Source organism: Aquimarina sp. 2-A2 (assembly GCF_045505135.1).
GTDB lineage: Bacteria > Bacteroidota > Bacteroidia > Flavobacteriales > Flavobacteriaceae > Aquimarina > Aquimarina intermedia.
On sequence record NZ_JBJKFI010000008.1, the window covers coordinates 1 to 21,081 of the forward strand.

At 35.5% G+C, this 21,081-nt stretch carries 20 protein-coding genes; 15 read left to right on the plus strand and 5 right to left on the minus strand.

The window, feature by feature from the left end:
• The first annotated feature begins 169 nt into the window (after positions 1-169).
• From ACJRPK_RS16045 to ACJRPK_RS16065, 5 genes are all read left to right on the plus strand, one after another.
• A complete protein-coding gene (locus tag ACJRPK_RS16045; RefSeq protein WP_407141432.1) occupies positions 170-385 on the plus strand; it encodes a hypothetical protein in 216 nt (71 codons plus the stop codon).
• A gap of 76 nt (positions 386-461) precedes the next feature.
• Positions 462-1,265, plus strand: coding sequence for an SH3 domain-containing protein (locus tag ACJRPK_RS16050; protein ID WP_407141433.1), 804 nt, complete (start codon positions 462-464; stop codon positions 1,263-1,265).
• 150 nt (positions 1,266-1,415) lie between these two features.
• The gene (locus tag ACJRPK_RS16055) at positions 1,416-1,967 is read left to right on the plus strand and encodes a GNAT family N-acetyltransferase (RefSeq protein ID WP_407141434.1); all 552 of its coding nucleotides are present in this window, start codon (positions 1,416-1,418) and stop codon (positions 1,965-1,967) included.
• Between the two features lie 102 nt (positions 1,968-2,069).
• Positions 2,070-2,630, plus strand: coding sequence for a hypothetical protein (locus tag ACJRPK_RS16060; protein WP_407141435.1), 561 nt, complete (start codon positions 2,070-2,072; stop codon positions 2,628-2,630).
• A gap of 158 nt (positions 2,631-2,788) precedes the next feature.
• The gene (locus ACJRPK_RS16065) at positions 2,789-3,667 is read left to right on the plus strand and encodes an aldose 1-epimerase family protein (protein ID WP_407141436.1); all 879 of its coding nucleotides are present in this window, start codon (positions 2,789-2,791) and stop codon (positions 3,665-3,667) included.
• A gap of 59 nt (positions 3,668-3,726) precedes the next feature.
• On the opposite strand, the gene ACJRPK_RS16070 is transcribed toward ACJRPK_RS16065, so the two are convergent.
• Positions 3,727-4,344 carry a LysE family transporter gene (locus tag ACJRPK_RS16070; protein WP_407141437.1) on the minus strand — a complete coding sequence of 206 codons (618 nt, stop codon included), beginning with the start codon at positions 4,342-4,344 and terminating at the stop codon, positions 3,727-3,729.
• 278 nt (positions 4,345-4,622) lie between these two features.
• Between ACJRPK_RS16070 and ACJRPK_RS16075 the strand changes: the two genes are divergently transcribed.
• The 5 genes from ACJRPK_RS16075 (at position 4,623) to ACJRPK_RS16095 (ending at position 8,970) form a co-directional block, all read left to right on the plus strand.
• Entirely contained in the window at positions 4,623-6,467 is a 1,845-nt protein-coding gene (locus tag ACJRPK_RS16075; RefSeq protein ID WP_407141563.1) for a cystathionine beta-synthase, read from the plus strand.
• A gap of 175 nt (positions 6,468-6,642) precedes the next feature.
• Entirely contained in the window at positions 6,643-7,227 is a 585-nt protein-coding gene (locus tag ACJRPK_RS16080) for a hypothetical protein (protein WP_407141438.1), read from the plus strand.
• A 435-nt stretch (positions 7,228-7,662) separates the two neighbouring features.
• A complete protein-coding gene (locus ACJRPK_RS16085) occupies positions 7,663-8,034 on the plus strand; it encodes a pyridoxal 5'-phosphate synthase (RefSeq protein WP_407141439.1) in 372 nt (123 codons plus the stop codon).
• An 87-nt stretch (positions 8,035-8,121) separates the two neighbouring features.
• Entirely contained in the window at positions 8,122-8,238 is a 117-nt protein-coding gene (locus ACJRPK_RS16090; RefSeq protein ID WP_407141564.1) for a pyridoxine 5'-phosphate oxidase C-terminal domain-containing protein, read from the plus strand.
• Positions 8,239-8,247: 9 nt separating this feature from the next.
• Positions 8,248-8,970, plus strand: a complete 723-nt coding sequence (locus tag ACJRPK_RS16095; protein WP_407141440.1) for a metallophosphoesterase family protein — start codon at positions 8,248-8,250, stop codon at positions 8,968-8,970.
• A 106-nt stretch (positions 8,971-9,076) separates the two neighbouring features.
• Here the strand turns inward: ACJRPK_RS16095 and ACJRPK_RS16100 are convergent, their stop codons facing one another.
• Positions 9,077-9,622 carry a DUF4494 domain-containing protein gene (locus tag ACJRPK_RS16100; protein ID WP_407141441.1) on the minus strand — a complete coding sequence of 182 codons (546 nt, stop codon included), beginning with the start codon at positions 9,620-9,622 and terminating at the stop codon, positions 9,077-9,079.
• A 183-nt stretch (positions 9,623-9,805) separates the two neighbouring features.
• Here ACJRPK_RS16100 and ACJRPK_RS16105 point away from each other — a divergent pair, with 183 nt between their 5' ends.
• The 4 genes from ACJRPK_RS16105 to ACJRPK_RS16120 all read left to right on the plus strand — a co-directional run bounded on the left by ACJRPK_RS16105 (position 9,806) and on the right by ACJRPK_RS16120 (position 13,872).
• On the plus strand, positions 9,806-10,234 hold the full coding sequence (locus ACJRPK_RS16105) for a DUF1801 domain-containing protein (RefSeq protein ID WP_407141442.1): 429 nt from the start codon (positions 9,806-9,808) through the stop codon (positions 10,232-10,234).
• Between the two features lie 252 nt (positions 10,235-10,486).
• Positions 10,487-11,284: an alpha/beta fold hydrolase gene (locus tag ACJRPK_RS16110; protein WP_407141443.1), complete on the plus strand. Its 798-nt coding sequence runs from the start codon at positions 10,487-10,489 to the stop codon at positions 11,282-11,284.
• 9 nt (positions 11,285-11,293) lie between these two features.
• Complete coding sequence (locus ACJRPK_RS16115) at positions 11,294-13,279, plus strand: ATP-binding protein (RefSeq protein WP_407141444.1); 1,986 nt, start codon at positions 11,294-11,296, stop codon at positions 13,277-13,279.
• A gap of 125 nt (positions 13,280-13,404) precedes the next feature.
• A complete protein-coding gene (locus ACJRPK_RS16120) occupies positions 13,405-13,872 on the plus strand; it encodes a GNAT family N-acetyltransferase (RefSeq protein WP_407141445.1) in 468 nt (155 codons plus the stop codon).
• Between the two features lie 37 nt (positions 13,873-13,909).
• Here ACJRPK_RS16120 and ACJRPK_RS16125 read toward each other — a convergent pair whose 3' ends face one another.
• Entirely contained in the window at positions 13,910-14,497 is a 588-nt protein-coding gene (locus ACJRPK_RS16125) for a fasciclin domain-containing protein (RefSeq protein WP_407141446.1), read from the minus strand.
• Between the two features lie 286 nt (positions 14,498-14,783).
• On the opposite strand from ACJRPK_RS16125, the gene ACJRPK_RS16130 reads away from it, so the two are divergent.
• Positions 14,784-15,539, plus strand: a complete 756-nt coding sequence (locus ACJRPK_RS16130; RefSeq protein WP_407141447.1) for an MBL fold metallo-hydrolase — start codon at positions 14,784-14,786, stop codon at positions 15,537-15,539.
• Positions 15,540-15,681: 142 nt separating this feature from the next.
• On the opposite strand, the gene ACJRPK_RS16135 is transcribed toward ACJRPK_RS16130, so the two are convergent.
• A complete protein-coding gene (locus ACJRPK_RS16135) occupies positions 15,682-17,622 on the minus strand; it encodes an alpha/beta fold hydrolase (protein ID WP_407141448.1) in 1,941 nt (646 codons plus the stop codon).
• Between the two features lie 7 nt (positions 17,623-17,629).
• Positions 17,630-20,842 carry a VPS10 domain-containing protein gene (locus ACJRPK_RS16140; protein WP_407141449.1) on the minus strand — a complete coding sequence of 1,071 codons (3,213 nt, stop codon included), beginning with the start codon at positions 20,840-20,842 and terminating at the stop codon, positions 17,630-17,632.
• Positions 20,843-21,081: the final 239 nt, after the last annotated feature.

Genomic DNA, 21,081 nt, shown 5'->3' on the forward strand with positions numbered 1-21,081 from the left:
GTTTTTCATGGTGACAGTTTGAATTTAAAGTTAGTAAATTCGAATTATTAACTGTCCTATTTTTAGGGAAGCCTACATTGAGGGCAGAAATTATGATATTTTAATTGGAATTACCGCGCCAATAATTGGGTTTCTGTTTGTGAAGCAAATAATAAATAAAAAGATTTTGATGGCTTGGAACCTTGTAGGATTGATACTCGTGCTTTTCATTCTGTTTAATGGAATTTTATCATCGGAATTACCATTTCAACAATTTGGATTTGAACAACCTAATCGAGGAATAAACTATTTCCCTTTTGTTCTCTTACCAGCTACAGTAGTTCCAATTGTAATTTGGACACATTTATCTGATATAATTAAACTAAAAAAAGAAATAAACAATTGAATACAAGAATAAAGACTAATTTAGTGTAAGTCCAAGCTTCAACTTTTGTAAAGATTGTCCCAACGACCATTAAATAATGAACAAACAGCTATTAATATTTCTATTTATTTTCAAACTTGGATTCGGTCAAGACTTCAAATACCTTTCTGAAAACTATGAATTCAAAAATGGTGAAATAGCTTATATGTTTGGTAATGATGTTAAACTTCGTGACCTACCGAGTATCAAATCGGATGTTTTATCTCTTTTAAAAATTAACGAAAAAATTACAATAATAGAGAGGTCGAATTCAAAAATGGAATTTGATGGAATTGAGTCATCTTGGTATAAAATAAAGACTAAAGATGGTATAGGATATGTACTCGGGAGTTTAATTTCGCTCGATAGAGTAACTTACGGAAATTTGACTTATTTGATTTCATTAAAAAAAGATGGATCAAAGTTATTTCTTAAAACAAGAGTTTTAAAAAGTGAATTTGAATTTAAAGAAAATGTTTCTCAACTTTTTACTGGAGAATTTTCAATAAAAGCAACAGGAAACAAAGGACTTGAAAACATAAAAAGTATATTCGAAATTAAATATTTCGCAGAATCTTGTGGCGTAGATGGAGGGGGAATTTATTTATTCTATGATGGAAACGAATTAATAAAAGTAATTGATTATACTCAAGTAGCAGACGCTGATTTATACTGGTTTATTGAGGAGTATATATTCCCAAATGATAAAGGTGGTATAAAAGGTAAAATCGTTTACAAAAGTGAAATTGGTGAAACCAAAGAATATGAAACAGATTGGACAGAAAGTAAAGCGACTAGAAGAGTTTTGAAATGGAATGGAAAAGAGATATTGCCCAAAATAGCTGCTCAAAAAGAAGAATAATTATTGTTAATAATATGCATAATCCATAGCCAGTACTAGTTTATTTACTGAAATTCATATGGATTTTCGATTCGATTTGTTTTTACCAATTTAGTTGCTTTAACACACAAAAGCCCATTTAATAAACCGTCAACAATCACCAAATTTCCAATGACATATAAAAAAGTAACTATAGAAACAGAACGTTGCATCATACGCGATCTAGAAGAGACTGATGCAGAAGGAATGTATGAACTGGATTCTGACCCCGAGGTTCATGAGTTTTTAGGTAAACAACCCATACAAACCATTGAAGAAGCAAAACATAACATTGCTTTGATCAGAGCGCAATATGTCACGAATGGAATTGGACGTTGGGCTATTATTGACAAAAAAACAAACGATTTTATTGGCTGGACCGGACTTAAATTTGAGCACGGATTGAGAAAAGAATTTGACTACTATGATTTAGGCTATAGACTCAGAAAAAAATATTGGGGAAAAGGTATTGCTACTGAAACGGCAAACGCATCGTTAAAATATGGATTTGAGCAACTTAAGTTAGAAGAAATTGGCGCAGCGGCTGATATTAATCATATAGCATCCAATACAATCTTGAGAAACCTTGGGTTGCAATATGTTGATCAATTTGAATATGATGGTGTACCTCATAATTTTTATAGCCTCAAAAAAACTGAATGGACCCGAATGCAAGGTTACTAATGGTAAATTGAACTATGTCTTTTTACGATAAGTTCGCTATTTATAATTCCTCCAATCAATAAGATCTCACAACAAATTTAGGAGTAGTAAAAACCAAAAAATATGAATAAAATCATAATTATAGTACTATTGGCAGTAGAATTATTATCCTGCAAAAACACCGAAAAGGAAATAGATAGGGTCGCAATTGCAAAACAATACTTTGAGGTTCTTGATAAATCGGACTATTCCAAAATGTCTAACTGGTTTGGAGATAGCTTACAAACGATAGAAGGAGGGCATAGTACTACGTATGCTATAGAGGATTATTTGGAACTTTTAAAATGGGATGCTGTATTTGATCCTACCTATGAAATCCTTGAAATTGAACAAAAAGGCGATGTAGTTATTGCAAAAATTTCGAAGATGGACAAAAGAATCCTATTTCTTCACGAAAAACCATTTATAACAAGTCAAACTGTTAGTTTTCAAAATGATAAAATAATCAAGGTAGAAACAGCGTATGTAAATTTTGACTATCCAACCTGGGATAAAAACAAAAATAGTCTCTTGACTTGGGTAAATGAAAATCATCCTGAATTGAATGGATTTATACATGACCAAACTGAAAAAGGAGGATTGAAGTTTTTAAAAGCAATTGAGCTTTATAAAAACCGAAAATAGAAGAATCTAAAAAACGGCTACTAAAGGATAAAACTATATAGCTTGAACTAATTTTTAAAGACCGCTAGATTTGACTCTAAAACTTAAAAAATCAGAAGCAAAAAAAGAACGTTGTATAGACTAGACCTTAACTAAGGGACTGTTTAAATAGTTAAATTATGTTATATACTATAGAAAATGAAATGCTCATTTGCACTATTGAATCAAAGGGAGCAGAAATCCGATCTCTTATTAATAAGACAACCGGAGAGGAGTACATTTGGCAAATAAAAGACAGCATATGGGGCAGTAGCTCTCCTGTGTTGTTTCCGGCTATTGGGAAGATAAAAGAAGATAGAATTTTATACAATGGAAAAGCATATGCCATGTCTAAACATGGTATTATTCGAAATAATGATAAACTTACTTTTGAGAAATTCGCAGAGTCTAGCTGTACGTTTACGCTCACAAGTTCAGAAGTTACCTTAAAACAATATCCGTTCCTGTTTACTTTTATAATAGAATATACGCTTATAGACGAGCGTTTACTTATGACGTACAAGGTAGAAAACCTGGATACGGTACCCATGCAATTTGCTTGTGGTGGACATACAGCCTATGCTTGTCCGTTAAGTGAAGAGGTTAGTTTATCCGATTATGTGATCGAATTTGCAAAGCCCTTAAACCTTGAAGCCAATGTTTTGGCTGCATCAGGATTGTTATCAGATCACAAAAGAAAAATCAGTAGTAATAAAGGCATACTTCCACTTTCGGATACTTTATTCGATGATGACGCTTTGGTATTCGCTAACATCGCATGTGATTCGGTACGACTGCGTAAAAAGAGTGATACCAAAGGAATAGTCGTTAGCTTTAAAGACTACCCTCATCTGGCTTTGTGGTCTAAACCATCAGCTGATTTTGTGTGTATAGAACCTTGGCTCGGACTTCCGGATAGAGAAGATGAATCTATTGATTTGACAAAAAAAACTAGTTACAAAACTATAGAGCCTGGTGCTGAATTTTCAATTGCTATTGAAACAGAAATTGAATACTAGAAGTGGTATAATAAGGAGTTATGTTTTTACAGTTTTAGCTTTTTGAAAACAAATTCGCTTTAAAGCAAATACAACAAATTACCAATACCGACAACACCCGTTAAACAGCCTAGAATAAGATCCATTTTGGTTGCAATAAAAGTGAGTTTTTCTTCGATTTTTGGGGCAAACTTTGCATACAACGCGTATAGCGAAAAAGAACCTGCCGTAGAACCTATTGAAAAGTATAAACTATTCAGAAAAGAGTACTCAAAATATTCCAATCCTATTAAAAATGAAATGGAGGTAAAGTAAAAAGGAATAGCAAAGGTGTTGAGTAATGACATGCCTATGCCGTGTAAATACGCTTTAGACTTGTCAATTTCCTTTTTCTTTTTGAGTTTTTTGGTAGTGAAATATAATCTGAAAAAATTAAGAGACAGAAGGAGTAAGATTCCTGTTCCCACTCTTTGAATGCTGGTAATATATTCAGAATTCTTCATCAGAATACTCGATAGGTAAGCTCCAATATTTGCTTGAAAAAATAAAACCGTAGCAAAACCGCCAATTAAATACAAAGCGGATTTTCTGCCACTTTTTAAACTGAATTTTACAACAGTTAGATTTAAAAAACTTGGTACAATACTTCCGGAAGCAGCAATAACAAATCCCAAAAGCACAGAGGAAAGAAAAATCATATAGTAAGTATACGCGCAAAGAAACGACTTAAAGCGTTAAATGGTTCTAACCTAAAACTTATAATTTGGTTAAAATATGTTATACCCTGCTTGGCGAGGATTTAGTATGCTAAAGTATCGTATGGTAATACCTTTTCATTTGCTTCCATTACACTGTTGTACTTGGGAGTATTAATTAGTGTGAAAATGTTTGATGAACACTGACAAAATATCTTAAATATTCTTTGAAAAAAATCCAATTATCTTATATTACCAACCTATCAAAAGTGAATACAATTATGCAAGAAAATAAGGTCTTAGATTATATAAATGAAGTTTTAAACAACATGCCGCCTGATTGGTTAGGCTTAACGACACATCGACTTGATATATACGATGAACAATTAGCTAAAACTCAGTTTATAGATGGATTTAAAACCTTATTCAATGCTAATAATGCGCAGACATCAGCGCTTAGCGAATTGCCTACAGCTTATGATTACATTCGCCTGGGACACCCCTTATCATGCGTTTTGGAGTGGGGGATAGCTCGTTTGAACAATTTGCACCCCAATAATGTAATTAGTTTTTCGTCCGTAACAGTACCTATACTGGCAGTGCTAAGGACAAATTTATTAGCTAACAAAAACACTCAGATCGTTTATAAAGATAGGTTACCTGATTCTTTTGACGCTGACGCGCTGCAGCGCGTATATGGTTATACCTTTGAATTGAAAAAAATAGAAAGTATCGATGCTCTCGAAGCATTTGATGGTAGCACAATTTATGTTTCCGAACAAACAGATATCGCTGCTGTAAATCTTCAGAAATCTATTGATTTTCATGTGAGTACGCATACCAATCTGGGTAGTGTTTTGGTAGTTAATGGGGAACAAAATGAAGCGTATGTTTCAAAAATTCAGCATGTACGAAGAAGAGAGACTATCGCTATGACACCGATTAACTGTTATGCAGCTTTGCAAGCATTGGTAGCACAATCACCTTTAGAAAATAAAAGATCTAACGTTGAAGCAAATAAAGCAGCTGTTTTAGATGCAATCACAACCATTACCGGAACAACAACAAAACCATTAGTGGGTTCGAGTGGGTTGTCAGTTCAATACGCCATTATGATGGGACTTATTGATGATGCTTTAGAAAATCACAAAGGTAAGGCTATCAAGTTCGTTGTTCCACCTAATTGCTATGGAGGTACGAATGATCAGGCAAGACGTGTTGCTGCAACTCTGGAGAATGTAGAAATTGTGGATTTACCTGTTGACGGTGATAATGATATGGTAAAAAGTATTGCTACCGTATTAGAGACAATTGCTAATCAAGATGCCATTCCGTATATCATAGCCGAAATTCCTACCAATCCCAGAGTAGAGGTTCCGGATCTGATCCAATTAAAAAATGTATTGAGTGAAGTTCGCAAGACTACTAGCGGTGCAGTAGCTGTGGATCCGGTTTTTATTTTGGATCAAACATTTTGTCCTAATGTACAGTTTCTGGGTGACGGGAATATACTCTCAGATGTTAGAGCCATTTCGTATGCCAGCGGATCCAAATTTCCGAGTGGTGGACAAAGCACGGCAGGGTATTGTGTAGGGAATGATAAAACCCAAAACATGATGAAGAATATAGAAAAGCATCTGATACTTTGTGATAATGAAGCTACACAATTACAGTATGAAATACTAGCCAAGCAATTGCCGTCTATGAATCAAAGAATTGAGGAGGCCTATAAAAATACCCGTGAATTTGTAAACTTTATCGAAGAAACCTTACCGGAAGCTAAAATCAATTTTGTATCGGAAGCATTGGCTGAGCAAGGATTTACACCCTCGGTGTTTTCATTAGATCTTCCTACCAAAGGCGCTACTGCCGAGGAAAGGGAGCGTTATAAACGTGCATTAAATCATAAGTTGATTGACTTAATGATTACAGAAATCCCGGAACAAAGTAAATACTGTGTAAGCTACGGACAATTAAAAGGCTGTTATTGGACGATACCGGCAACCTCTACACAAGGAACGACCAAAGAAGGAGACAAAGATTATATCGCTCGTGTAGCACTCTCTCCGAATATGGATCTGGAACGACATAAAGAAGTGTTTTTGGACTTTGTCAAAAGTATTTGATTTAAATAAAGGTGGTGATCGCCTCCTAATAAGATATATTTAATATTAATTGAATTAAGAAATGATATTCGTTCAGAAAATAAGTTTTCTCTTTATTATTTTAACAAACTGTTTAATTGCAAATTCTCAAGAAGGAATTTGGATTAGTGAGTATTCACTCAATAATAAAAATAATATGAAGAGTAATCAGATATCTAATAGATTGCTATTCAAGATAGATAATGATTCAATATTTACATTTGATTCTGGAAAGGAAGAATGGAAAGGTTCTTTTAAAACAGGCTTTGGTTACATCAAACATGAAAATAAACTTTCTATTCCTTCAATAGGAGCCGAACTAGAATATTCTAACGGAAATCAATTGACGTTAAAGGATAAAAATGAAACTTTATACTTTAAAAAGACAAAATTGAAAAAAATTAATGTTGATAAATTTGAGAAATTTATTTCAGAAAACATCTTTGTAAGTAATTTTAACAAGAATAAAAGAGACACTATATCCTTTCAAGTTAATAGGACTTCTCCTAAATATAGTTTTAATAATGTAGATGTCTATTTTATTAGGTTAAAAAACTCTAAGGTGCTATTGTATGCTAATTTTAAGGGAGAAAATATTTATGAAATAGCTTCTTTTGGCAAAAGGCAATTTTCGATAAATCAGAATTCAAAACACGGAATGAAAAAAATAGATTTCGAAGTTTTGAAACTTAATAATTTGGATAAATTTAGAATTGAAGAAGAATCAATGATGCTCGAGTAAAGAAGTGTATATAATTTTTACCTATTAAACTCCTTTCTGTTTAAAGTTTATTATGAGATATTAGGTTTTTTTAGACCTGCTCCTGTCCCTTGTTAGGGAAAGGTGGCTAAGCATAGCGCAGCCGGAAAGGCTAACTATTCAATTTTGAAAGCAGAATTATAAATGTAAAATATAAAACTGCAAAAGCTAAATTTTAGAGGTTTTATAATTGATAAGTGATGAAGCAAAAGATAGAGTTCATGAAAATAAGTTCAATCATATTTTTGATCTCCTGATTCTTGTCTCACAGTTATAGATTCCTACCTGCTATTCTACATCAATAACTTCTTATTTACTGTTTTCAATTTTATTATTTCTCTTTGAACTAAGACCCGGGATTTTAAGTGTATCCAAAAAAATCTTTTTATAAGTTTGTAGCACGTATAAATAGATATTATGAATCCCATTACCCTTTTTGAACAATGGTTCAGCGAAGAAAAGAACCAAAATAATAGAAAACTATCTAATGCATGTTGTTTATCCACCGTAGGTTTAGATGGGTATCCAAATGCTCGATTTGTTTCGCTCAAAGAAATTGTTGAGGATTCATTTGTTGTCACAGGCTCTTTGAGCTCAAGAAAGGGTAAGGAAATAGAAAATCATAAAAAAGCAGCCTTAACTTTTTGGTGGACATCATCCGAGAGGCAAGTTAGAATACAGGGAGATGTGACAAAAATTTCTCAAGCTCAAGCAAAAACCTATTTTGAACAGCGACATAGAGATTCTAAAATAGTGGCTGCTACATTTGCTCAAGGCGAAGAGATATAAAGTGTTTCGCAGCTCAAAGAACAGTTCGAAGCACAGAAAACCGAACTGGAAAATAAGGACATTGAACTTCCTGAAAATTGGAGTGGAATTTCAATCAAACCTATTCGGATTGAATTTATGGAATTCAAGAATAGCAGACTTCATGAAAGAATACTATATGAGCATATTGAGAATCGTTGGAAATCTACACTACTACAACCTTAATCAGACAGCATGGATAAAAAGATTGCTTATATAACCGATATTCATTTGGATGAAAAGTTTCCCGTGGATTGCGGAGTTGATGCTCAAAAAAATTGGAAAATACTACTTGAGGATATTTCCTCACGCCAGATCAATCAAATTATTTTTGGCGGAGATATTGGTCTAAAATCTTCAAATAAATGGTTTTTTGACTCCCTTAAGGAATATAATCTCGCTATTACCTTAGGTAATCATGATTTTTTTGACGAAGTAATAAAGTACTATAATTTTGAAAATTCCAGAAATCAAGCAGAGCTGTATTATACGCAAGAGCTTGAATATTTCAAATTTATATTTTTGGACTCCAGCAAGGGATTTATAAGCGAACAGCAATTTAACTGGCTTACAACAGAACTTATCACCCTAAAAAAAATAGTTATTTTTATTCACCATCCGATTTTAGCTATTGAAGCTGAGGTTGACAAGCGCTTTGCATTACAGCAACGGGAGCGGATACAAACAGTATTACTGAGTAGTAAAAATGAGATTTATATCTTTTGCGGACACTACCATTTTAATGACACGCAGCATATTGAAAATATCATTCAACAGGTAACACCTGCGAGTTCTTATCAGGTGGAGAAATTATTGGGTGTTATTGAAATTAACAATGCAGCAGAGTTTGGATATAGAATTATTGAGCTGAAAAAGGATACCATTCAAACCAATCTAGTGATGCTCCCCAATAATTGATAGGATTGCTTTTTGATACGCTCTACTCAGTAAAACCTTCATTTAAAAAATCAACGAATAGCCAATTTAGCTATATAATAACGTTTGTGTTAGGAACAAGCAAAGATTATTCTTCTTCGCTTGCAATAAAATTAGGTGTTTCAGTTGTTTCGTGAACTTCACTGGTATTTTCAGTTTCCGTTTTCTCTATGGCATGAAACTTTTCTAACTGTTCCTCTTCTCCTGTAAAATAAGGGAATACATCCATAATCGGAGATTCTGTAATTGCAGGAATACTATAGTCACCAGTTGTGCCTTTCATTGCCGTTAACGTATTATCGTACGCTTCTTTTACATCATTTGCCTGAATCAACATATAAAGGTTCGTTTTGCGTTCCTTTCCACTTTCTTCATCAAAAGAGATTAACGACACCTTAGATTTAAACCAACGATCCGAATTTTCAAAAGGATGAACCTCAGATAGGTTAGCTACCTTGATATTCGTAATCATAAACTCTTCACTCGTATACGCAGCCATTTCTTCATTGATTCTGGCTTCAGCTTCAGTGTATGAAATTGCGTCCAGTAAATAAGATTCGGTAGTTACCTTTTGCTCTCCTGTTTCATGTGTTTTTCTGTATTTTACTTTGCACTCGTACCACGTTACGCTCATATCAATTTTTTTTGGACGGCAAATATAGATTTTTCAAAAAAGGAGAGTAGTATATTTTAAGAAGAGATATTCACAATTTGTTTCGAAAATGTATAAACTTCTTATATCATTATAGTTATAAAAAGTAGTGCCTTATTCGATCAGTAAAGAATCTTTGTCAACACCGAAAAACTTTTTATAACTATGGAAATGGTATCGATACTGTCATCTTCCGAAGTCCAAACCATTATTGAAAGCTATCCTGCTGCAATCAGAGAACGAATTCTTATACTTCGTCAGCTAACCGTAGAAACAGCAAATGTAACAGAGGGTGTCACCGAGCTAGAAGAAACGTTAAAATGGGGAGAACCCAGCTATATGACCAAAAAAGGGAGTACACTTAGAATCGCCTGGAAGCCAAAAATGCCTGATTATTACGGAATGTATTTTCAATGTTCTAGCAGATTAGTATCTACGTTTAAAAGGGTATATAGTGATGCGTTTAGTTTTGAAGGAAATCGAGCTATTATTTTTAATCTATATGATCCGATTCCTGAAGAAGAGCTCAAAGTATGTATTAGAGCGGCACTCATCTATCATACGGTGAAACATTTACCCACTTTGGGGATTTAAATGAAAAGTTCTGTAGGTTTATTAGATGTTTTAGAGAGTTTGAAGAGAAATTTATCATGTATTATTTGATAAAAAAATAAATACACCTAGGTTTTGTTAAAATGTATGCACTGCAAGTAAGACCTCTTATAAAATATGAATTATTTTCTTTAGGATAAATAATGTAATTTGTTTTTTTTAAATTACGAGTACGAAGCATTTGTTTTAAGTACTAGTACACACACACACACACACACACAAATCAAATTTAAAATGGGGGATGTTTTAAAAAGGAATAATGTGCAAATTTCAGGTAAAGGTGAACAACCGATGTTATTTGTACATGGTTTTGGATGTGATCAGAATATGTGGCGTCTCATGGTCCCATCTTTTGATGAAGATTATAAAATAGTTTTAATAGATTTGGTAGGAGCAGGGGACTCTATTTTGTCAGCATATCATCCAGAAAAATATGCTTCGTTGCATGGCTACGCCCAAGATGTTGTTGAAGTTTGTCAAGTTTTAAATTTAAAAGAAGTAATTTTTGTCGGTCATTCTGTAAGCGCTATGATTGGTGCGCTTGCTGATATACAAGCTCCCGGTCTTTTTTCTAAGCTAATTATGATCGGACCCTCTCCATGTTACATCAATAACGCTAATTATGTGGGTGGTTTTGATCGGAAGGATATAGAGGAATTATTAGAAACTATGGAATCAAATTATTTAGGTTGGTCAGCTGCACTCGCTCCAAGTATCATGGGTAATTCTGATAGACCTGAATTAGGTGAAGAATTAACCGAAAGTTTCTGTAAGATGGAACCTACCATTGCTCAGCATTTTGCTCGCGTTACCTTTTTGTCAGATAATAGAAAGGATCTTAAAAATGTGAAAGCTCATAGCCTGATAATACAATGTTCTGACGACATGATTGCTCCAGAAGTAGTAGGTATGTATACACATCAGGCAATTACCAATAGCGAGTATAAAAAAATAAATGCAATAGGACATTGTCCTCATATGAGCGCCCCTACAGAAACCACAGCGGCCATTCGTCAATTTCTAAGTAAATAATAGAAGAGTATGAAAGCATCTACACCAGCAAGTACTCCATATCACTCCCCAAAAGATTGGATAGATTTATTTAAAGAAGCGCCTTGTGGCTATATACTCACAGCACCCAATGGGAGGATATTAAAGGTAAATGACACACTATGTAACTGGCTGAAGTTTTTGCCAGAGGAGATGGAGAACACCATGCGTTTTCAAGAACTATTATCTATTGGAAGCAAATTGTTTTATGAAACACGACATATTGCATTGCTGAAGTTGCATGACCAAGCCAATGAAATCAATTATGACCTTAAATGCAAAGATGGAACCAGCATATCCGTATTGCTCAATTCATCTCAGCATAAAGATGGTAAGGGAAACATTGTAGCTTATCAATATATACTCCTTCCTTTTTCTGATCGAAAAAAATATGAAATAGAGATTTTAAACGCAAAGAAGGCTTCAGAAGAAGCAGTCCGCGCAAAATCTATTTTCTTATCTACTATAACACACGAGATTAGAACGCCTATTCATGCTATTTTAAATGCCGGAAACATTTTGTTACAAGAGTATTCCTCACAAGAACAGCGCGAATTATTAGAAGTCATCAATTTCTCAAGTAATAATTTATTGGAGTTAGTTAATTCGGTGCTTGATCTAAGTAAGATGGAAGTTGGTAAAGTAAAAATAGAAGAAGCACCCTTTAATATTCGCGGCGTATTTGAACGTTTACTACAAGTTTACCGTCCGTTAGCCTTAGGCAAGGATGTTAATTTTGAATTAATTATTTCAGAGACGGTTCCTGAAATTATGGTAGGAGATGGCGGTAAGATTCGTCAAATTTTCACCAACCTTATTGGCAATGCCATTAAATTTACACAACAGGGGACAATACGGTTGCAACTTTCATTAAAAGCAACTGTAGAAGACCGATATATCATTCATTTTGAGTTAAAAGATGAGGGGATCGGTATGAGTGAGTCCGAATTAGCTAAAATTTTTGATCCTTTTACGCAAGCGAACGATACTATTCATAAGAATTTTGGAGGATCAGGATTAGGACTAAGCATTGTTCAAAAGCTATTAAATCTGTTGGATAGTCAGTTGACTGTGAGTAGTAGGTTGGGAGAAGGTTCTACCTTTAGTTTTGATTTATGCCTACAACGAACTTTGGAAGAAGTCAAAGAAGAAAAAACTGAAGAAATTCTAGAGCGTAAAGAAGACCTGTCTCACATTAAAATCTTAGTGGTTGATGATATTTTTTCTAACATACTTGTAATTAAGCACTATTTTAAAATTTGGAATATTCCTTTTGAACATGTCACCAACGGAGAAGAGGCGCTCAAGCGAGTGCAGGAAAAGGATTTTGACTTGGTTTTTATGGACCTTAATATGCCTGAAATGGACGGCTATCAGACTACCGAATGTATCCGTGCGCTACCTGAGGCAAAATATATGCAATTACCTATAATTGCATTGTCAGCTTATGATGCCAACGACATAAAATTCAAAGTAAAACGCAGCGGGATGAACGGGTTGGTTCAAAAACCCTTTAGAGCGAATCAATTTTATCAAACTATTATTGAATATGTTGGAACTGCAGACAAGCGAGCTGTACATGCAGATCCTACTATTGAGGTGACCAGGGAGCGTACTAATCATACCGAATTCTCAACTAAAATTCTTTGTGAAATTTTTGAGAACGATTGTGAAGCTATTCAAAATTATTTTGAGGTAGTACGTATAGAATTAACGCAAGTTATTGAGGATTTCGTCAAAATAGAAACTAATTTTTCTCTATCAGCTTACCGGGCTGCCGTTCATAAGAATATATCTTTACTGACCATATTTCAACTGGATGCATTACGTTCAAAGATGATTATAGCTTCACAACTCTTATCCGATGATAGAAAACAGGAATTTTTACATACATCCAAAGAGATTAGAGTTGCCTTAGGGCAGTTGGCAGATTGGATTCGAGAACAAAGTAACAGCAAGCAGTCAGTTTGTGAATAGTAAGTAGCGTAGGCTTGTTTTTTAATAGATGAAACTTGATCTGATGCCTTAGTAAATTTATACGATGCTGCTTTCTTAAAAAAAGACAATGTTATCGTACGGAGCAGAGAAAAAAGAAAACTAACATGATAAAAAAGATTGATGTTACGCAACATACACTTGCTAAAGAAATATATCGAGTATTTCAGGTATCATATCGTATAGAAGCCGATATTCTAAAAGCTGAAAATTTTCCTCCACTCCAAAGAACAGTTCTTGATCTGCAAGAGAGCCCTACGGCATTTTACGGTTTTTACAAAGCCGGTCAGATGGCCGCAGTAATTGAGGTCAAAGAAGAAAAAGATAATACACATATTCAGAGTTTGGTCGTAGACCCTGATTATTTCCGTCAGGGAATAGGGAAACGACTAATGGATTTTGTTATGGAGCAGAATACTAATGCAATATATACCGTAGAAACAGGGGTAGACAATGAACCGGCATGTAGTCTATATAAAAGCTTAGGTTTTATTGAGGTACAGCAATGGGATACTTCTTTTGGCGTAAGAAAGATAAGATTTAAAAAAGGGAGCAATAAAAAAACGCCGGTATAGTAACCGGCGTCTTTCTAATCTAACTCAAAATAGTATATTACATCTTGTCATTCGGTAATAAAACGGTATTGATTACATGAATTACTCCGTTAGACTGATGTACATCTGCGATGGTTACCCAAGATGTTCCACCTTTTTCATCCATAAGCATTACTTTTTTTCCTTTTAGCATAGCAGTTAGTTTCCCGCCGTTTACTGTGGTAAACATCGCTTTACCATTTCCGGCTTTAATAGCCTTTACGATGTCCATAGCTTTATAATCTCCCGCAAGTACGTGATAAGTCAGAATATGTTGTAGTGTCGCTTTGTTTTCTGGCATTACCAAAGTTTCAACAGTTCCTTTAGGTAATTTATTAAAAGCTTTGTTGGTTGGTGCAAAAACCGTAAAAGGTCCTTCGCCTTGTAAGGTAGTTACCAATTCTGCTGCCTTTACAGCTGCAACAAGGGTCGTGTGGTCCTTGGAGTTTAAAGCATTCTCCACAATATTTTTACTAGGATACATCGCAGCACCGCCAACCATTACTGTTTTTTCTTTTTTCATCATAGTATCTTGTGCAAATGAAGATGTTCCTGCCAAAATGGTCATTGAAAAAGCTACTACGGTTAAAATGTTTGATCGTTTCATTGTTATTTTTTTTTGTTATTGTTTACAAGCATATAAACGAGATCTATCTCAGTACGGTTTTTCCAAACAATATTTTTTAATATTTCTTTAACATTTAGGAGCTGATTGTTTAGCATTTCGAAAACAATTTTATGTATTTAAATAACTGAGAGTGAGTGGTGCATATCGTTAATTAGTTAAACGGTGGAGAAAGTGAGTTTAGTAAAATGGTATGAACAATTAATTTTTAGGCTTATTTATTTGCAATATCTTTAGCTTGTAACAAACTACTTAAACTTGTAAATGTATGAAGATACAGCTGATACGTAATGCCACCTTAAAGATTGAATATGCAGGAACAACAATACTGCTGGATCCTATGTTGTCGGCCAAAGGAGCGTTTGAATCGTTTGCCGGAATTCAAAAAAATCCTATTTCTGAATTGCCAGTGACAGTAGAAGAAGTCTTGGAAGGTATTGATCTAGTCTTAGTTACTCATACCCATGAAGATCATTTTGATGAAGTGGCTAAAGAAAGGTTACCCAAAGATATACCATTATTTTGTCAGCCCCCGGATCTTGCGAAAATGAAAAAATTCGGATTTACCAAAGCTGAAGAAATTGAAAGTGAGATAGTATGGAAGGAAATTACTATCACCCGTACCGGCGGAAAGCATGGTAGTGGAGAAATAGTAAAGCATATGGGCGCGGTTTCAGGCTTTGTGTTGCAAGCAGAAGGTGAGCCTACTTTGTATATTATCGGAGACAGCATTTGGGTAGATGAGGTAGAGCAGACCATTACCAATTATTCCCCTCAGGTGATTGTAACCAACTCAGGTGGCGCTTTTATTCCCGGTCATGAAAAGAATTTAATTCTAATGAATGAAGCAGATACGATGCAGGTTCTGAAAAAAGCCGGAGAGGCTCAGGTTATCGCAGTACATATGGAGGCTTTGGATCATTGTACAGTAACAAGGGCTTCGCTAAAAAAGATTTACGCTTTAGAAAATTTAAAGCTAGGTACCTTACACCTTCCTTTAGATGGAGAAATGCTTGAATTTTAATTGCTGTTAGACGATCATCCCTATAGAATATTTGTAAATTCTTAAGCATTCAATAGTACGAAGTTACATTCAGAAAATAAATAAAACCGTTCACGATACTTCGTAAACGGTTTTATTTCCTTGTTTTTATTAATTCTAGATTTTATTCAGCAGTGACAGTAGTATCACTATCCGAATTATTTTCAACGGTTTCCTTTTTTAAATAGGTGTCCAAAAACTTCAAAATTCTGCTGTAGGCTTCAATTTGATTTTCTTTTTTGACAAATCCGTGGCCTTCATCTTCAAATAATACATATTCTACGGGAACTCCGTTCTTTTTGACGCCTTCCACAATCTCGTCAGACTCGACTTTGAGTACTCTAGGGTCTTGAGCTCCTTGTAAAACGATGAGAGGTTTCTTCACTTTATCAGTATGAAAAAGTGGCGAAATTTTCTTTAAGCGAACAGAATCTGCGGTGTGTGGATTTCCAAGTTCCAGATACAAGGCTTCTTTGAAAGATTCCCACCAAGAAGGGATACTTTTTAAGGTACGCATCCAATTCGTCACTCCAAAAATATTGACACCGACTTCAAATTCATCGGGAGCATAGGTCAATGCGGCCATAGTCATATAGCCACCATAGGACCCACCAATAATTCCGATCTTTGAACCGTCGATAACCTCTTGTTGTGCTAACCAATCTTTACCTGCAATACAATCTTTTAAGTCCTTATCCCCGTGATTAAGATCGTCCATTTTATAAAAAGACTTGCCGTAACCACTACTACCTCGGTTATTTACAGCCAAAACAGCATACCCATGATTTACCAGATATTGAATAACAGAGCTATAGCCCTGCCTTGATTGTCCGCCGGGACCTCCATGAACCCAAACTAAGGCTGGTACTTTATTGGTGGCAGTAGCTTGCTTTGGTTGATAGTATATCGCCGGAATTTCTAATCCGTCAAAAGATTTGAAACGCACTACTTCTGATGGCACTAAATCTTCTGCGCTAATGTCTTTGTTCAACACATCAGTTAATTGAGTATATTCCTTTGTCTCTAAATTATAAGAATATACGTTAGAAGGTAAGTGGGTACCGGAAACACTTAAGAGTACCATGGATTCATCATCAGAGAAATCCACTCCCGTTACATTTTTATCTTTGAATGTAGGTAAGGTAAGTTCATTTCCCGAAGCTACATCGGTAATAGATAAAACGGTCTGTGCGTCTTCGTTGGTGTACATCACACTGTACTTGCCGTTATCAGTGAAATAGAAAGAGCGAATATCCCATTCCTTCTCTTTTACTTTTTCCTTTTCATTTGTCTCAAGGTTATAACGCATTAATACACTATACTCTCCTTCAGCATCTGTGGTGTAATATAAATATTTACTGTCTTTTGAGAAGTCTTGAGGGGTGTTAGCACTCAAAGAGTCATTAACCTTCACTTTTTTGTTAGTCGCTGTATTCAAAATAAACAAATCGCTATCATTAGTGTTGATAGTTTTTGTCAACGCAATAAACTTACGATCATCAGACATTCCGCCAAAATCCATACCTTCTTTATTTTCATAAATCCGTTTGGAGCTAAAGTCTTCAATATTCATTTCGTAATGATCCATATATTTAGGATCCCGTTCATTACTGGCGTAGAAAAAGCTAGTACCATCTTTTGCCCATCCTCTAAAAAGTGCACGTACATTTTTAAGAGGTGTCAGTGCTTTAGTAGAAGCGCTGTCTTTTACATACAATTTATAGATTTCATCCCCATTACCGTCCATGCGGAAAAGGATTCGCTCATCTTTGGGAAAATAAGATATACCATAAACTGAAGCACTATCCGACTGGGTGATCGGACGCAGCTCACCTCCTGATGAAGGTATCGTATACATATTATAAATTCCTGAACGATTACTCGTCATTAAGACTTTAGTCTTATCTGGAGAATAACTGTTAGCAAAAGCGTTTTCATTATCCATAAATTGCTCTATGGTATACTCTTTAATTTCTGTTGAAGTTTCTGCCAGATCACTTTTCTTCTCTTCTTTACAAGAAAATAAGAGAAGCAAGCAGATTCCAAGAATGTGCCATGTTTTCATATACTAATTATTTAATGGTTAAAACTTTTATCTCTTTAAAGGGAGAAAGTGAGATACTTTCCATGCGTTTTTGATAGGTTTTCCATTCGGTATTGAAAAAAGCATTTGTTTTTTGTAAAGCGTCTTCAACTGCTACTTTCGCATGATTTAAAAGTGTCTGCTCTGTTGAGGTTAGACCGTTTTGTCGACTGCTTACGTACCACTCAGCAGTTCCTAAACGTTGCATAACATTAACATCAGGATTTCGTGTGATACCTTGCCTTTTATCTTCTTTACCAATGAAAACAGCTATGATACTGTCAACTTTTTTAATGATTCCTTTGCTTGTTTCGATGTCCTTCTTGTAAGTTTTTTTATCCTCTTTCTGAAGTTTATTCTTATACTCGTTTGCGATTTTTTTGTTTTCAACCAATTGTTTCACTGCTTCGTAAGCGGCTTGACTATATTTCTCTAACGCTTTTGATGCATTGTACACCTCGTCAATATTGGATGTTGAAACTTCTAAGCGAGGATCGCTTTTAACTTTGATTTCACTTTTGCTAATGAGATCGCCATAATGAAGTTCTGTTCGATACGTACCGGGCTTAACGCGTACACCTCCGGGTTCGTTTTTTTGTTTTTCTATCGTTCTTGAAGGACGTGCTACACCTTTTTCATCCATCATCCATCGCATTTTGTAAAAACCTGTAGAGTCAGGAGTTTTTTGCTTCAAGGTCCTGATTAAACGATCTCCGTCATAAATTTTTAAGCTGATCGAATCCCATTTCACAGTACTTTCATCCTGCTCATCGGCTGTCTCATTATCATCAGTTTCTTCAGTGACCTTATCTGTTTCGGTTTCAGGTTTTTCTTCAACCTGAATAAAATAAGTAAAAGCTGCTCCATACTCTTTATTCTCACCATGATATACTGCGTCTGCACCAAAACGACTCCCGCTAGGTTGCTGGTAGGCTGCCTGATAGGCAACTGAAGGTTCAAAAAGATTCACTTTTTGATTAAGAAGAGAAGCATCCTTGGCTAAAGCTCTCAAAGGCTTGATATCATCTAATACCCAAGCTGCGCGACCAAATGTTCCAATAACCAAATCGTGCTCTCTGGGATGAATTACCAAATCCTTTACAGGAACCGTCGGAAATCCGTTAGTCCATTTGGTCCATGATTGTCCGGCATTAAGAGAGTAATATAATCCATCATCTGTTCCCAAAAACAACAGGTTTCTTTCTATAGGATCTTCCACAACACTTAATGCATAGCTTGCTACATCATTTTGATCAACCAGACGACTCCACGTTTTTCCGTAGTTGGTAGTTTTGTATACATACGGTGTATAATTAAATCTACGATAGTCATTTGCGACCAATAAAGCTTCACCTTTAGCCTTGTTTGAGGCTTTGATCTGTACGATCCAGCTTCCCTCGGGTAACTCTTTTAAATTTTTGCTAACATCTACCCAATTTTGGCCGCCATCCATGGTGGTATGCACGCGTCCATCATCGGTACCTACCCAAAGCATATCTTTTTCCAGCGGAGAAGGTTCGATAACGAGAATGGTAGTATGGTTTTCTGCTCCGGTAGCATCCAGAGTAAGTCCGCCACTTTCAGATTGTTTTTGTTTTTCAGGATCGTTGGTTGTAAGGTCTGGTGATATCACCGTCCATGTCAATCCTTTATCAGTACTTTTATGAACAAACTGACTTCCAAAATAAAGAGTTTTGCTGTCAAAGGGATCACTGTTGATAGCTGCGTTCCAGTTAAAACGAAGTTTCGTATCTGCATCTGGATGGGTTGGACGTACGGTATAGTTATTTCCGGTCATCCAGTCGTATCTACTTACAAACCCTTGCTGACTCATGGACCAACCATAGCGGCTATCATCACGATCGGGTACTACATCAAATCCATCGCCAAAAGATATTTCCTGCCAATAGGAATTGCGAATTCCTTGGGACTTCCACACATATGCAGGACCTCTCCAACTTCCGTTATCCTGCATACCACCGTACACATTATAAGGAAATTCATTGTCCACATTGATATGATAAAACTGAGCTACCGGTAAATTACCGATAAAGCGCCAGGATGCTCCGCCGTCACGTGTGATATTAAGTCCACCATCGTTACCGTCGATCATATAGGAGCCATCGGTAGGATGTATCCACCAAGCATGATGATCAGGATGAACCCCGTTATCCACTCCGTAAGCCGGCATTAACTGTGTGAAGTTTTTACCACCATCTTCAGAAACATTTACATACGTAAAGACAGAATAGACTCTATTTTCATTTTGAGGATCTACAAAAATATCTGAGTAATAAAAAGGGCGATTCCCTATATCTTTTTTATCATTGATCATCTTCCAAGTGAACCCACCGTCAAATGATTTATATAAAGCGTTTTTCTTAGCTTCTACCAAGGCGTAGACAATATTCGGTTTACTAGGTGCTATAGCTAGTCCAATTCTACCCAAATTACCTTTGGGCAGCCCGTCTTTTTCGGTACGTTCACTCCATGTTTTTCCGCCATCATGCGTAATAAAGATTCCGGAACCTTCTCCACCTGAATTAAAAAACCATGGATCTCTCTTATGTTCCCATAGTGCTGCGATTAGTTTATTTGGATTTTTTGGATCCATAACTAAATCAGCCGCACCTGTTTTATTATTCGCGTACAATATTTTATTCCAGGTTTCACCACCATCGGTAGTTTTAAAAACTCCGCGTTCAGGATGTTCACCCCAAGGAGAACCTATGGCCGCAGCATATACAACATTTGGATTTGTAGGATCTATAACGATACGGTGGATATGTCTAGTCTTTTGAAGCCCCATAGCTTTCCAACTTTTTCCGCCATCCAGCGAGCGATAGATACCGTATCCACCGTTCAAACTATTTCTCGGATTTCCTTCACCCGTTCCTACCCAGATTACAGAGGGATTCGATTGTTGTACCGCGACTGCTCCTATAGATGCCGTTATCTCGTTATCAAAGATTGGTTCCCATTTAATACCTCCTGAAGTAGATTTCCATAAACCACCAGAGGCAGTTCCTGCATATATGATATTTGGATCAGAGGTTACTACATCAATAGTAGTTACCCGTCCACTCATACCACCTGGACCGATATTACGAGGTTTGATTTCGTTTAAAATTTCATTTGTAAGAGTTTGTGAATAGGTCAGAAATGAGATACTCACTAAAAAAAGAAAAAGTGTTTTTTTCATGTTGAGATACATACTTTAAAATGCTGTTGAAATGTTTTTTTGAGGTGTAGTTGAAGCTGATGCGCTATTTTGATAAATAAGACTAAACATTTATATATATCTAAGAATATTGAGATATACTTTAGTCGTTGGATTTTATAAAAAACAGCCATCATGCTTACGCTAAATAAGCTTATAAAGTTAAGGAAATCTTAATGTAGTATTCTTAAAGCTATGTTAAGAAGCACGGTTACAACTTT

Bases quoted from the DNA above. Each gene is read 5' to 3' on its own strand.
- ACJRPK_RS16045 (WP_407141432.1), top strand. From the start codon at position 170: ATGGCTTGGAACCTTGTAGGATTGATACTCGTGCTTTTCATTCTGTTT.
- ACJRPK_RS16050 (WP_407141433.1), top strand. From the start codon at position 462: ATGAACAAACAGCTATTAATATTTCTATTTATTTTCAAACTTGGATTC.
- ACJRPK_RS16055 (WP_407141434.1), top strand. From the start codon at position 1,416: ATGACATATAAAAAAGTAACTATAGAAACAGAACGTTGCATCATACGC.
- ACJRPK_RS16060 (WP_407141435.1), top strand. From the start codon at position 2,070: ATGAATAAAATCATAATTATAGTACTATTGGCAGTAGAATTATTATCC.
- ACJRPK_RS16065 (WP_407141436.1), top strand. From the start codon at position 2,789: ATGTTATATACTATAGAAAATGAAATGCTCATTTGCACTATTGAATCA.
- ACJRPK_RS16070 (WP_407141437.1), bottom strand. From the start codon at position 4,344: ATGATTTTTCTTTCCTCTGTGCTTTTGGGATTTGTTATTGCTGCTTCC.
- ACJRPK_RS16075 (WP_407141563.1), top strand. From the start codon at position 4,623: ATGCAAGAAAATAAGGTCTTAGATTATATAAATGAAGTTTTAAACAAC.
- ACJRPK_RS16080 (WP_407141438.1), top strand. From the start codon at position 6,643: ATGAAGAGTAATCAGATATCTAATAGATTGCTATTCAAGATAGATAAT.
- ACJRPK_RS16085 (WP_407141439.1), top strand. From the start codon at position 7,663: ATGAATCCCATTACCCTTTTTGAACAATGGTTCAGCGAAGAAAAGAAC.
- ACJRPK_RS16095 (WP_407141440.1), top strand. From the start codon at position 8,248: ATGGATAAAAAGATTGCTTATATAACCGATATTCATTTGGATGAAAAG.
- ACJRPK_RS16100 (WP_407141441.1), bottom strand. From the start codon at position 9,622: ATGAGCGTAACGTGGTACGAGTGCAAAGTAAAATACAGAAAAACACAT.
- ACJRPK_RS16105 (WP_407141442.1), top strand. From the start codon at position 9,806: ATGGAAATGGTATCGATACTGTCATCTTCCGAAGTCCAAACCATTATT.
- ACJRPK_RS16110 (WP_407141443.1), top strand. From the start codon at position 10,487: ATGGGGGATGTTTTAAAAAGGAATAATGTGCAAATTTCAGGTAAAGGT.
- ACJRPK_RS16115 (WP_407141444.1), top strand. From the start codon at position 11,294: ATGAAAGCATCTACACCAGCAAGTACTCCATATCACTCCCCAAAAGAT.
- ACJRPK_RS16120 (WP_407141445.1), top strand. From the start codon at position 13,405: ATGATAAAAAAGATTGATGTTACGCAACATACACTTGCTAAAGAAATA.
- ACJRPK_RS16125 (WP_407141446.1), bottom strand. From the start codon at position 14,497: ATGAAACGATCAAACATTTTAACCGTAGTAGCTTTTTCAATGACCATT.
- ACJRPK_RS16130 (WP_407141447.1), top strand. From the start codon at position 14,784: ATGAAGATACAGCTGATACGTAATGCCACCTTAAAGATTGAATATGCA.
- ACJRPK_RS16135 (WP_407141448.1), bottom strand. From the start codon at position 17,622: ATGAAAACATGGCACATTCTTGGAATCTGCTTGCTTCTCTTATTTTCT.
- ACJRPK_RS16140 (WP_407141449.1), bottom strand. From the start codon at position 20,842: ATGAAAAAAACACTTTTTCTTTTTTTAGTGAGTATCTCATTTCTGACC.